Raw genomic sequence first — 13525 nt, 5'->3', positions numbered from 1 at the left:
ACACCGATTGGCCCTTTCTATTAAATTGATTCCCCAATTATCTTTGAAATTAAGCTCAAACAATCCGTACCGAGTTTCACACCTACAAAAGCCATAAGCAAGCCGCTAATCAACTCAATTCCCTTCCATACATTTGTTTTTGTCAAAACACCAGAAAAATATCGTGCGGTAAATGTTAATGAACTAAACCAGATAAAGCTTGACGTGAGCACACCCAGCAAAAAAATATGCTCTTGATTTGGATAACCGCTGCTGCCACCACCTATAATGACCAGAGAATCAATAATAGCGTGCGGGTTGAGTATACTAAAGCCTAAGGCTAAGAGAATGATTTGGGCTCTGTTACGTGGTTGATGTACATTTTCTGCATGCTCTGATGCCTTGAAAAATGCGTTGGTTAATGCTTTCGCGGAATAAAAAAGTAAAAAAAGTGTGCCTAACACCATCATCCATATTTGCAAAAAAGGGTGAATCTGAAGCAATTCGTGCAAGCCTGCAATACTGGAGCAAATTAAAATAAAATCACAGATAAAGCATATAACAGCAGAAAGAGCCGCATGATTTTTTTGTGCACTTTGTTTAATTAAAAAGACGTTTTGCGGCCCTAGAGCAACTATCAAGGATAAGCCCAAAAACAAACCATTAAGATAAACAAACATAATCACAATATAAAAAAAATCAAAGATAGCGATTATAACATTGCAACTTATGCATTGTGGAGTATAAAATGCGTCGATTATTCTGTCTCCGCAAGAGAAGCGTACAAAATAAGAACAAATAGGAGGGAGCGTGGGCTCTTTGTTACTAAGAAAGCTAATCGTCACTGCAACATTGACGGTGCTTGGCCTAGCAGGTCAATTATTACATGCAGAAAATGCCGTACCTGCCCAACAGAAATTACAAGTTCATGATGGATATTATCCTGTCTATCCACCTACTGCTCCAGCCACAGGCGAGCAACAGACTTTAATTGAACGTGGAGAATATTTGGCAAAGATGGGGGATTGTATTTCCTGTCACACCAATGTTAAAGCAGGTACGCCCGCTTATGCAGGTGGATTACCTATAGCAACGCCTTTCGGAACATTCTACAGTCCCAATATTACTCCTGATAAAGAAACAGGAATTGGTAATTGGACTGAAAAAGATTTTATCCGTGCACTCAAAGAAGGCCGCGATCCCAAAGGTCGAAATTATTTTCCAGTATTCCCTTATGTGTATTTTTCTAAAATAACCGAGGAAGATGCACGTGCTCTGTATGCTTATTTTATGAGCTTACCACCTGTTAATTTACCTAACAAGTCATTACCTTTCCCGTTTAACCTTCCCGGTGCCCGCTTTACACTTTGGGGATGGAACTTATTGTTTTTCTTTCCAGAAGGACATGAATTCCAATATGAAAAAGGCAGATCTCCCGAGTGGAATCGTGGCAAATATATCGTAGATGGTCTAGGCCATTGCAGTATGTGCCACACTCCATTAAATCCATTCGGTGCGCCAAAGAACAGATATTACCTGACTGGTGGATTTATTGATGGTTACTGGGCACCAAACATTACTAAGTATGGGTTGGAAAGTGCAACCCACGAGCAGGTCACTGATGTATTCAAATATGATAAGCTCATTAATAATGCAGGACCGGTAGCGGGGCCTATGGCTGAAGTAAATCGTAACAGCATGATGTACCTAACCGACGAAGATAGAATGGCTATCGCTACATACCTTAAAACAGTTGTGAGCGAAGAACCTTTAGGCTTACCGCCTTCAAATGATCCTCCTTCACTTGATCGTGGAAAGCAAGTTTATTATACCGCATGTGTGATTTGCCACCAAGACGGCGCAATGAGTGCTCCTTTGTTGGGAAGTGCGCCAAGTTGGTATGAACGCTTAAAAAGCAGCGGATTAACTGGATTATATCGTCATGCAATCGATGGATTTAACTTTATGCCGGTTAAGGGTGCCTGTGTGACCTGTTCTGATAATGACATTATCTCAGCGGTTGATTTCATACTCAATGAATCATTGACGCGTACGCAATTATTAGATCTAAAGTCTGGTGGGGCAAAAAAATATCCTGAAAGTGGCGAAACCGTTTATAACAAGCATTGCGCGATTTGTCATAATGATGGAAAAGATGGGGCGCCTAAAATTGGCGATAAAGACGCATGGAAATCCTTGATTGCAAAAAATATAGATGTATTGATTGAGAATACTGTTCATGGAAAAGATCATCCGCAAAATGGAGGCTGTGATCAATGCACTACGAACGAAATTATAGAAGCAGTAAAATACATGGTCAGTAAATCTAAAACTGAAGGAAACTACTCATTGTGGTAGGCTTTTTGATTGAATAGACCCCTCACCTTATGGTGATGGAAGAGCAAAGATTAAAAATGTATAAAAATAAATTGGAGCCAGATTAGTCTGGTTTCTTGACAAGACGAGGAATGGGGATGTTAAACAGGTTAAAGATCTGTAGATTATTAACGATGCTAGGTATCTGGGTTACGAGCCAACCAATATTCGCCGTGGATTTTTGGCAATTAAATATGTATCGGGGGGTGACTCCTATCAGTAAAGATGCATATTACCTGCATATGGTTTGTATGGTAGTCTGCGCCATTATTGGGGTCGTTGTATTTGGCGTCATGATCTATTCCATGATTCATCATAGGAAATCTAAAGGATATAAGGCCGCTTCATTTCATGATAATCCCCGCCTGGAAGTTGTCTGGTCCATTATTCCATTCTTAATTCTCGTTGGACTTGCAATACCCGCCACACGCGTTTTGATTCGTATGGATGATACAAAACAGTCAGAACTAACTATAAAAGTAGTAGGCTATCAATGGCGATGGCAGTATGAGTATCTAGACCAGGGAATTAGTTTTTTTAGCACCTTATCCACGCCATTTGATCAAATTCAGAATAGACAGAAAAAAAATGAGTGGTATTTGTTGGAAGTAGATAAACCATTAGTTGTTCCTGTTAATAAGAAAATTCGATTTTTAGTAACCTCAAATGATGTAGTACATTCCTGGTGGGTTCCTGAATTAGGAATTAAACGTGATGCGATACCTGGTTTCATGTACGAGGCGTGGGCTAAAATAGACAAACCGGGGACTTATAGAGGACAATGTGCCGAACTTTGTGGGGTGAATCATGGATTTATGCCAATCGTAGTTGAAGCATTAAATCAGGAAGACTTTGATAAGTGGGTTGCAACACAAACAACAAAAGAAGATCGGTACACTCAAGGGGAAGCCGTTGCTGCAACACAGAAAACGATGACCCGGGATGAGCTACTTGCTTTTGGGAAGCAAAAATACGAACAGTTTTGTGCTCCGTGTCATCAAGCTGATGGTAGAGGTATACCACCTATGTACCCGGCACTTAGAGGCAGTTCTGTAGCAGTCGGTCATCCTGTTTCACGACATATAGATATAATACTCAATGGTGTTGCCGGCTCTGCAATGCAGCCGTATAAAGATCAACTTACCGATGAAGAAATTGCTGCGATTGCGACCTATGAGCGTAATGCCTGGGAAAATAATACTAATGATGTAGTTCAAGCCGCAGAGGTTGCTACACAACGTCAGAAAGCTAATCAACAACCAACCATGGTTAATAAAGTTCAAGCTGGAGGTTTGCAATGAGTAGTTATACATTAGCGCACGATGAAAAACATGACGATCATGGTCCTGAACAAGGTAAGGGCGTCTTAGGATTTATAAAACGCTGGTTGTTTACTACAAACCATAAAGATATAGGCACACTTTATTTGTGGTTGGCAATGATCAGCTTCTTCTTAGCTGGCGGTATGGCCTTAGTCATTCGGGCAGAATTATTTCAGCCAGGTCATCGTTTCGTTGATCCCAATTTCTTTAACCAAATGACCACCCTACATGGCTTAATCATGTTGTTTGGGGTGGTAATGCCGGCATTTACTGGAATGGCGAATTGGCAAATTCCAATGATGATCGGTGCTCCAGATATGGCGCTGCCTCGCTTAAATAACTGGAGTTTTTGGATTTTACCTTTTGCTTTTACATTATTACTTTCAACCACATTTCATGCTGGAGGTGGTCCTAACTTTGGTTGGACAATGTATGCGCCACTATCGACTACGTATGCTCCCCCTAGTACCGATTTTATGATTTTTTCAATCCACATGATGGGTCTTTCATCCATTATGGGTTCGATTAATATTATTGCGACGATATTAAATTTACGAGCTCCTGGCATGACTCTGATGAAAATGCCTATGTTCGTATGGACTTGGTTAATTACTGCCTTTTTATTGATTGCAATTATGCCTGTGTTGGCTGGAGCGGTAACCATGATGTTGGCCGATCGTCATTTTGGCACTAGCTTCTTTAGCGCAGCAGGTGGTGGTGATCCCATATTGTTTCAACATGTGTTCTGGTTTTTCGGGCATCCTGAGGTATATGTTCTCGTATTACCCGCTTTCGGTGTTATCTCTGAAGTTATACCTACTTTTAGCCGTAAGCCTTTATTTGGTTACTACTTTATGGTTTATGCTACCGTCAGTATTGCTGTATTGTCATTTATTGTCTGGGCACACCATATGTTTACAACAGGTATCCCACTGGGTGCGGAATTATTTTTCATGTACACTACGATGCTTATTGCGGTTCCCACCGGCATTAAGGTATTTAACTGGGTAAGTACAATGTTTCGTGGCTCTATGACCTTTGAAACACCCATGTTATTTGCTTTGGCTTTTGTGTTTTTGTTTACTATAGGAGGATTTACAGGACTAATGCTGGCATTAGTTCCTGCGGATTTCCAGTACCAAGATAGCTATTTTGTCGTAGCTCATTTCCATTATGTTCTGGTTCCTGGTGTAATTTTTGCCCTGTTTTCCGCTACGTATTACTGGCTTCCTAAGTGGACTGGACATATGTATAACGAATTGTTAGGTAAATGGCATTTTTGGCTGTCTGTTATCTCAGTGAATGTAGCGTTCTTCCCGATGCACTTTTTAGGATTAGCAGGAATGCCAAGAAGGATTCCAGATTATGCATTGCAATTTGCTAATTTTAATATGATCTCTTCAATTGGTGCCTTCATTTTTGGATTTACTCAGCTTTTATTTTTATATAATGTGATCGCTACCATCAGGAAAAAAGGCACTAAAAAAGATATTGCTGCTGGAAGATCATGGGAAGGTGCGTATGGTTTAGAATGGACATTACCGTCGCCACCTCCATACCATACTTTTACCACTCCACCGAAGTTAGATTTATAGGTTAGCTGTATGAAAAAGCAAAAAGGGCATCATCGGCTGCTCATTATATTATCAGGCCTCGTGCTGGGGATGTTTGCCTTTGGATTTGCATTAGTGCCAATTTATAACAGTCTATGTAGGACATTGGGCATTAATGGTAAAACGAATCCTGAAGCGGTAGCATATGATGTAAGCAAAGCTAGAGTAGACAAAAGCAGAGAAATAACTGTTGAATTTGTTGCTACAAATAACAGTGGTGTTCCTTGGGCATTCTATCCCAAAATACGAAAAATTAAGGTACATCCTGGCGAAATAGCCAGGTTGTCGTTTTATGCAGAAAATAGGACTGATCATCCGATGACAGTTCAGGCAATACCCAGTGTTACGCCAGGGATTGCTGCTAAGTATCTGAAAAAAACGGAGTGTTTTTGCTTTGCACGGCAAACATTGAATGGACATGAAGCAATGAATATGCCTTTGTTATTTCATCTGGATGCTGATTTGCCTGAAAAAGTACAGACAGTTACGCTGTCCTATACTTTATTTGATGTAACAGACAAAGGTTAATATACGACTGCAGGTTTTGAATGGGTAGAACCTTGTGATATATACACAAATAACTTCGCTTAAATGAAATTAGCAGATCGAGCAATTTATGTAGAATAGGCTCTTCCGTTAAAGAGAGCTTCAAAAACAGACTATTGAAACAGGAGATTAAAATATAATGGGAGGACATGGTACTTATTATATCCCTAAACCAAGCCATTGGCCTTTGGTTGCATCAATTGGGTTAACTACTACCCTTGTAGGTTCAGCATCTTGGCTACATAATGACTGGTATGGTCCCTATATATTCACCATTGGTTTTGCAATCATGGTTTTTATGCTATTTGGTTGGTTTGGCCAAGTAATTTATGAAAACGCAAAAGGAGTCTATGACGAGCAAGTTGATCGATCATTTCGTTGGGGAATGTGCTGGTTTATTTTTTCTGAGGTCTGTTTTTTTGGCGCATTTTTTGGTGCTTTGTTCTACACACGTCTTTGGTCTGTTCCACTTTTAGGCGGCGAAGTACATCCAATTACTCACTTTACACTCTGGCCTGATTTTGTGGCAAACTGGCCTGTGCTTATTAATCCGGATAATTACGTTTTTGCCGGAGCCCATGAAGCAATGGGAGCCTGGGGGTTAGCAGCAATAAATACGCTTATATTATTAACTTCTGGGGTAACTATTACCTGGGCTCATTGGGCTTTAAAATTACAGAAACAAAAGCAGTTAATTATCGGAATGGTTTTAACAATTGCATTAGGTTTAACGTTCCTGGCGTTGCAGGGTTATGAGTATCATGAAGCATATACCGAGATGAATTTAACTCTAGCCTCAGGTATTTATGGAACGACGTTCTTTATGCTGACTGGATTTCACGGGTTACACGTAACCATTGGTACAATTATGCTGATTGTAATCACAGTTCGCTGTAAACGGGGGCATTTTACGCCAGAACGACACTTTGCATTTGAAGGGGTTGCCTGGTATTGGCACTTTGTAGACGTCGTTTGGTTATTCCTGTTTATTTTTGTTTACTGGTTATAAGATAACAAGATCAAACATCGGCTTGTCTGGCAAAGCCATAGACGTCAAGCATGCAGAAAAGTTGATATTGTCATTCCTGTGAAGGCACATTGCCAAAATACAAATGGCTCCCGCCAACGTGGGGATGACGCATTAATTGAACAAAATAACCACCAACTATCTTTGGCTTGGCAGCTAAGGACGATAGGCTCAACATGTCAGGCCGAAGCTCAACTTTCCTTTCTGTAAAGGCTAGAGGGAGAAATTAGCAAATTAAGCCTGTTCACTCCTATATTGCTCTTTCGTATCCTAATAGCTTTATAACCGTGTATTGATTAATAATCCAGGTTGGAATTGAATTTCTTGAATTGTTAATTGATAGGTAAAGAAAGAATGATCAAATTTAATTTCCTGAATGGTTGCTAGGCCGCGAAAATGTTTTGCGAAAAAGGAGACCTCGATATTTTTTTCAATATATGCAGCACATTTAAATTCCAGATTTTCTTCAGATAAACTAAGTAGTTGGCCTGAATATTCATCTTCGCCAATTTTTATTAGAATGTATACGGGTTGAACTGGCTGAATTAACATTGCAGCTCCAAGCAATATAACCAGCTTATATAATAAGTGTAGTCTAAATATTTATTTCTTTCAGAATTATATCTTTGGTTTTCCACCAATCTCTTAACAGTCACGCCGGGTTATACCCGGACTCCAAATTACATCTTAGCTGCACAGAATTTATTGCCTGAATTAATGATGCCGGAGTTTCGCGGCGCTAAGCCCGGAACCAATAAAGGTTAGTATGCACTAATGAGCTGATCAATAATATTTTGCAAGCTGTGTTCATTATCATAGTGAATGACTAAGGATCCTTTACCTGATTTGCTCGGTTTAAGTTTAATTTGTGTCTGTAAATGTTGTGAGAGATTTTTCAATTGATCCTGATAGTGAGAAAGATCTGTATGATGTTGTTCTTCTTTGGTTTTACCTGATTTAATTCGTTCAACAAGCTTTTCAGTTTCCCGTACGGATAAGTTTTTCGCAACTATAAGTTGGGCTACCTGATTTTGTTGTTCTTCCTCTAACATCAATAAGGCGCGTGCATGCCCCATATCAATATCACCATGTTCCAAAAGCTTTTTAACTCCAGCGGATAGAGCCAGTAATCTTAAATAATTACTTACCGCTGCTCTGGATTTACACAAAAGATCGGCAACTTGTTGATGTGTTAATGAAAATTCATGTGTAAGTCTATGCATGGCTCGCGCTTGATCCATCGCATTTAAATCTTCACGTTGTAAATTTTCAACTAATGCCATGGCCATTGCAGTTTCGTCATCAACCTGCTTCAATATAACCGGAACTTCTGTAAGTCCAGCTAATTGACTTGCTCGCCAACGCCGCTCGCCGGCAATAATTTCATAGCGGCCATCATTCAGTTCGCGAACCAAAAGCGGTTGAAGCAAGCCTTGCTTTTTGATTGACTGGGCAAGCTCCATGAGCGGCGCTTCTTCCATTTCACCGCGAGGCTGATATTTTCCTGGTTGCAAACATTCAACTGCAAGCTTAAGCGTTTCAATTTGCGGTTTTTCATTTAAAAGACTACCACTTGATTGGCTTAATAAAGCGGATAAGTTACGTCCTAAACTACTACGTTTTGCTGTCATAAATACCCCAGTTATCCTGCAACAGTCTGTTTATTAATCAACTCAGAGGCTAGTACCATATAGGCTGCTGCGCCCGGAGATGTTTTATCGTAATGTAAGGCCGGCAATCCATGACTTGGTGCTTCAGCAAGTCTGACGTTACGTGGAATTACGGTTCTATAAACCTTAGTTGGAAAATGCTCTATAAGTTGCTTTGAAACCTCTGAGCACAATCGATTACGAGCATCGTACATGGTTCTCAGCAGTCCCTCAAGATGCAATCGAGGATTTATTGAAGCTTTAACCTGTTCAATAGTTGAAAGCAGAGCGGCTAACCCTTCCAGGGCATAGTATTCACATTGCATAGGAATAAGTACGGAATCAGCAGCTACAAAAGCGTTAATTGTAAGTGTATTCAAAGCGGGCGGGCAATCAATCAACACAAAGTCATAATTACTATGAATCGATTGTAATGCTTTGTAGAGAAAGGTTTCACGATGATTGCGTTCCATTAGGCTTACTTCAGCAACAGTTAAATCATCGTTGCCAGGTATTAAATCATAACCACTGGTTGTGGAAAGACATGCCTGATTTGCAAGACAATCATGAAGTAAGACATCATTAGTCGTATGTACTAACTGGCTTTTATCTACGCCGCTACCCATAGTGGCATTACCTTGAGGATCCAAGTCGACCAATAAAACCTGTTGTCGATTTGCTGCCAAAGAAGCCGCTAAATTAATCGCAGTAGTGGTCTTGCCTACTCCGCCTTTTTGATTGGCAATGGCTATCACTTTTGCCATGATTTATTCCTTGGTTAAACCGGAATAAGCAAGCATCCAAGATCTGCTTGCATATCTACTATCTTGGCCAAACTGCCTTGATTTTCTGCGTCGACACTCAAAAATCAGGCTCATTTTGGTTCAAGCTTGCGAAATGCTAACAGATCCCTAGGATGTTAACTTCTTATTCCAGGTTGATTTTCAATAATGACGCAACAACGCTCGCCTTCAACACCTGCCACAGTATATCGCTCTATTTTGCAGCTTTGCTTGATCTCATGCAATTCTGTATCAGGACAACGCCCCTTCATTGCTAACCAAACTCCATTATTAACAATAAGATGCTGCGTCCACTGAATCATTTGTTCTAGGCTGCTAAAAGCTCGACTTAATACTGTATCAAAACCTTGAGTTGGACGGTAGTTTTCGACTCTAAATTGAACAATTTCAACATTTTTTAAGTTAAGTTGCCGTTTCACTTCCGCCAGAAAACGAGTTTTTTTGCCATTAGAATCTAATAAAACAAAATTTAAATCGGCCCTGGCTAGCGCAAGTGGAATGCCCGGAAGACCAGCTCCCGTTCCTACATCAATGATGTGCGTGCCTTTAAGCCAAGGTAAAATAGCCAGACTATCCAATATGTGTTTACCGACCATGGACTCAAGATCACGAATTGCAGTGAGATTATAAGCTAAATTCCACTTGTTAAGTAAGAATAAATAATCTGATAAAGAAGCGCTAAGTGCTTCCATATCAAATTGTTGCAAGCCTTCTATAAGAAGCGGTTGTATCTGTGCTATTTGTTCTTTCATACCTCAATTCGCTGTTTTTTTAAATGCACTAAAAGTAGCGACAAGGCGGCAGGAGTGACTCCTGAAATACGACCAGCCTGGGCTAAAGTAGATGGTCTTATTTTGGTCAGTTTTTGAATCACTTCATTAGATAAGCCTGTCACATCACTGTAATCCAACGAGTCAGGTAATAAAGTATTCTCATGTTTACGCATTTTTTCTATATCGAGCTGTTGTCTTTCGATATAGCCCGCATACTTATTTTGAATTTCTATTTGTTCGCTAACTTCTGCTGATAGCTTGGGCAAGTTTAAATCATCGAGCATTAATAAATGCTGATAATTAATTTCAGGGCGTTTGAGAAATTCGGCGGCTCTATTATCATGTTGCATGGGATTAAGAAGGATATCTTTAAAAATCTCATTATGGCCAACACGTACCCAAGCATTATGCAGTAAGATCTGGGTAGATTCTATTGCTTCGCGTTTTGCAGAGAAGTGCTGCCAACGTTCCTCACCTACTATACCTAATTCCCTACCTTTTGCAGTTAAACGTAAATCGGCATTATCCTCACGTAGGAGTAAGCGATATTCGGCACGAGAAGTAAACATTCTATAGGGCTCTTGGGTACCACAAGTGATTAGGTCATCAATTAAAACACCTATATATGCTTCATCTCGACGCGGACACCAAAGCTCTTTTTCTTTTATTAACAGGGCAGCATTCATACCTGCAATAATTCCTTGTGCCGCCGCTTCTTCATAGCCTGTTGTTCCGTTGATTTGGCCCGCAAAAAACAAGTTGGCTATCGGTTTGGTTTGCAAGAATGAAGTTAAGCCTCGAGGATCAAAATAATCATATTCTATGGCGTAACCAGGTCGAGTTATATGGGCATTTTCAAACCCTTTAATCGTCCGTACAAATTGTACTTGTACGTCAAAAGGAAGACTCGTAGAAATGCCGTTGGGATAGATTTCTTCAGTAGTTAATCCCTCAGGTTCGACAAAGATTTGATGGGATAACTTATCTGCAAAACGAACAATTTTATCTTCTATAGAGGGGCAATAGCGAGGTCCAACTCCTTCAATAACTCCCGAATACATAGGAGACTGGTGCAGGTTATTACGAATAATGTCGTGTGTTGCTTCGGTTGTATGGGTAATATGACAAGGCACTTGTTCGGGATGATCGCTGACATGACCTAGATATGAAAAAACGGGGATGGGTTTATCTCCTGGCTGTTCAGTCATCTGGCTATAATCTAAAGAACGACGATCGATCCGTGGCGGTGTCCCAGTTTTCAAACGGCCTACAGGCAAATCAAGATCGCGCAAACTTTTTGCCAATGCAATCGAAGGTGGATCGCCTGCACGACCGCCTGCATATTGGTTCATGCCCACGTGAATTTTGCCTCCCAAAAAAGTACCTACAGTCAGTACTACAGCCCGAGCTCGTAAGGTAAGGCCCATTTGGGTAACAACAGCGGTTACACGTTCTCCTTCGATGAGTAGATCATCAACAGCTTGTTGAAACAGAGTCAGATTTTCTTGAGTTTGTAGTTGTTCCCTAATGGCTTGTCGATAGAGTACGCGATCAGCTTGTGCACGAGTAGCACGAACAGCAGGTCCTTTAGAAGCGTTAAGGGTGCGAAATTGAATTCCTGCTTTATCAGTGGCTTTTGCCATAGCCCCATCCAAGGCATCAATTTCTTTCACCAAATGTCCTTTCCCGATTCCTCCTATGGCAGGATTACAAGACATCTGGCCGAGCAAATCCATGTTATGAGTAAGTAATAAAGTCTGCGCCCCCATGCGTGCTGCTGCTAAAGCAGCCTCTGTACCGGCATGTCCACCACCTACTACAATGACATCATATAATTTTTCAAGATTCATGACTGCTCAATATTTGTGAAACAAAAAGAGGAATTATACACTTTTTTATCCATTCTCCCAATATTAAAGAAATAGGGATGCGTTAATTTTGTTTAAAAACTCCGCAAAGACGTCGCAAGCATTCGATTGGAGCTATTCAAATAACTTTTTGATGCGCGCATTGGCAATTATATCTTCCAGCAGTATGTTTTGTTCATCTCCATATCATAATTGCTTGTTATAATATTAGTTAATAAGTAGGCAATTTTTATTGAGAGAAAAAAATGTTTTTTAATAAGACTGAAGACGAAATTGAACTCGAAGAATTTTCTGCTGCATATTTAAGAAAAAAATTAAATTCAATGAGGGGCACTAAAGCCTCCCAAAAGTCCGTTGCGTCATCTATATTACGGATGCTTCCTTTTTTTAATAAGTTTATGGATTCTGTAGACGGATCCGGGAGTGCAATTACTCATCTGGTGCAAGTAGCAGGACACGTAAGTAATTCCACAGAGTCAGCAAGCACAGGGTTTCACGTTATTAAGTTAGTAACGAGTATTTTAGATTTTATTTATATCCCATGCATTTATCTGGGTGCCTATATAACCAAGCAAGAATCGCCGATTACTTTATCTCGGAATGCCCGTTTTTTGTATTCAGCAGTGATTCTAGGACTTACTATAACTGCTATTGTATTCCCTCCTTCAGCGCCTATTATCGCCTTAGTTACCTCCATCACTGCACTAGGTTTAAGTGTCATCACTTTGGCCAAGCTCCATTACAAGCGTTATGAGCTCAAAGATCAGTTGGCCCAGATAGAAAAAAAGATTGATAGCAAAAAAAATTTAATCAACTATTTACTTGATGATTTAGAAAACCTGGAGCAAAGGGCAAAAAAGGCGAAAAAAGAAGGGAGGTCAGCGGAATATGCTTCTTTAGAAGAAGAAATCAGAAATGCAAGAAAAGATATTAAAGTGGACTTAAATGTATTAAAAAAATTATACGATGATCAGGAACAATGTAAGCAAAAAATAGAAAAATTGGGAGCAATGGCTGTTGTAGATAGAACAGTGGGCATTGCTTTTGCTGCTCTTGCGTTCATTGGTGCAGTAGTTTGTATATTTCTCCCTCCTGTAGGGTTTGGAATACTTGCCGCAACGGCTTCTTTGGCACTTGCTTATGTTGTGGGACGTGTTACTTATCCCCTGCTTAAGTCACTTGGAAAGAAAGTAATGCATGCGTTTACAAGAAAACCTGAATCCGATGGGGATAGTGAGAGTGAAGGGGAAAAAGAGGGGCTGAGCGAATCAGAAATTGAGACTTCAGATAGGAAGGTTCATCATGATATGGATAAAATAGAAATAATTGCAGAACGATTGAAAAAAACCGTAGCAGATTATCCGATTATTCCTACAACAATACAGTCTGAAGAATCGCTCGGTTCTCCGCCAAAAACTAAAAAGTCTGAAAAGAAGAATGAAGAGGATGAAACATTAAAAGAGAATGAACATCTATCCATCTAATAACCCAACCTGGCAATTTTGAGAGATAAATCCCGGCGTACGCAGGGATGGACGTTTTTAAGCATCACTGTAATGGTACTATTGA

Annotated in this window: 12 protein-coding genes; 6 read left to right on the top strand and 6 right to left on the bottom strand. The window is 40.1% G+C overall.

Annotated features, from left to right (window positions below; translation table 11 throughout):
- Positions 1–20 precede the first annotated feature (20 nt).
- Positions 21–659: a LysE/ArgO family amino acid transporter gene (locus Lpar_RS03460; protein WP_058516604.1), complete on the bottom strand. Its 639-nt coding sequence runs from the start codon at positions 657–659 to the stop codon at positions 21–23.
- Positions 660–789: 130 nt separating this feature from the next.
- Between Lpar_RS03460 and Lpar_RS03455 the strand changes: the two genes are divergently transcribed.
- The 5 genes from Lpar_RS03455 (at position 790) to Lpar_RS03435 (ending at position 6845) form a co-directional block, all read left to right on the top strand.
- Positions 790–2337, top strand: coding sequence for a c-type cytochrome (locus tag Lpar_RS03455; protein ID WP_058516603.1), 1548 nt, complete (start codon positions 790–792; stop codon positions 2335–2337).
- A 116-nt stretch (positions 2338–2453) separates the two neighbouring features.
- Positions 2454–3656 carry a cytochrome c oxidase subunit II gene (gene coxB / locus Lpar_RS03450; protein ID WP_058516602.1) on the top strand — a complete coding sequence of 401 codons (1203 nt, stop codon included), beginning with the start codon at positions 2454–2456 and terminating at the stop codon, positions 3654–3656.
- Positions 3653–5272: a cytochrome c oxidase subunit I gene (ctaD, locus tag Lpar_RS03445; RefSeq protein WP_058516601.1), complete on the top strand. Its 1620-nt coding sequence runs from the start codon at positions 3653–3655 to the stop codon at positions 5270–5272. Before coxB ends, ctaD begins: the two co-directional genes overlap by 4 nt.
- A gap of 9 nt (positions 5273–5281) precedes the next feature.
- Positions 5282–5818: a cytochrome c oxidase assembly protein gene (locus Lpar_RS03440; RefSeq protein WP_058516600.1), complete on the top strand. Its 537-nt coding sequence runs from the start codon at positions 5282–5284 to the stop codon at positions 5816–5818.
- Between the two features lie 157 nt (positions 5819–5975).
- Complete coding sequence (locus Lpar_RS03435) at positions 5976–6845, top strand: cytochrome c oxidase subunit 3 (protein WP_058516599.1); 870 nt, start codon at positions 5976–5978, stop codon at positions 6843–6845.
- A gap of 297 nt (positions 6846–7142) precedes the next feature.
- Here Lpar_RS03435 and Lpar_RS03430 read toward each other — a convergent pair whose 3' ends face one another.
- From Lpar_RS03430 to mnmG, 5 genes are all read right to left on the bottom strand, one after another.
- The gene (locus Lpar_RS03430) at positions 7143–7415 is read right to left on the bottom strand and encodes a hypothetical protein (RefSeq protein ID WP_058516598.1); all 273 of its coding nucleotides are present in this window, start codon (positions 7413–7415) and stop codon (positions 7143–7145) included.
- Between the two features lie 209 nt (positions 7416–7624).
- Entirely contained in the window at positions 7625–8494 is an 870-nt protein-coding gene (locus Lpar_RS03425; protein ID WP_058516597.1) for a ParB/RepB/Spo0J family partition protein, read from the bottom strand.
- Positions 8495–8505: 11 nt separating this feature from the next.
- On the bottom strand, positions 8506–9276 hold the full coding sequence (locus Lpar_RS03420) for a ParA family protein (RefSeq protein WP_058516596.1): 771 nt from the start codon (positions 9274–9276) through the stop codon (positions 8506–8508).
- 155 nt (positions 9277–9431) lie between these two features.
- Entirely contained in the window at positions 9432–10067 is a 636-nt protein-coding gene (gene rsmG / locus Lpar_RS03415; protein WP_058516595.1) for a 16S rRNA (guanine(527)-N(7))-methyltransferase RsmG, read from the bottom strand.
- Positions 10064–11938 (bottom strand): tRNA uridine-5-carboxymethylaminomethyl(34) synthesis enzyme MnmG, encoded by a 1875-nt coding sequence (mnmG, locus tag Lpar_RS03410; protein WP_058516594.1) that lies wholly within the window; start codon positions 11936–11938, stop codon positions 10064–10066. The genes rsmG and mnmG overlap by 4 nt, the downstream gene beginning before the upstream one ends.
- Before the next feature lie 263 nt (positions 11939–12201).
- Between mnmG and Lpar_RS03405 the strand changes: the two genes are divergently transcribed.
- The gene (locus Lpar_RS03405; RefSeq protein WP_058516593.1) at positions 12202–13440 is read left to right on the top strand and encodes a coiled-coil domain-containing protein; all 1239 of its coding nucleotides are present in this window, start codon (positions 12202–12204) and stop codon (positions 13438–13440) included.
- Positions 13441–13525 lie beyond the last annotated feature (85 nt).

It is taken from the genome of Legionella parisiensis (assembly GCF_001467945.1).
Lineage (GTDB): Bacteria > Pseudomonadota > Gammaproteobacteria > Legionellales > Legionellaceae > Legionella > Legionella parisiensis.
The sequence above is the reverse complement of the archived record's forward strand: the minus strand, read 5'-3'. Positions and strand labels throughout refer to the sequence as shown.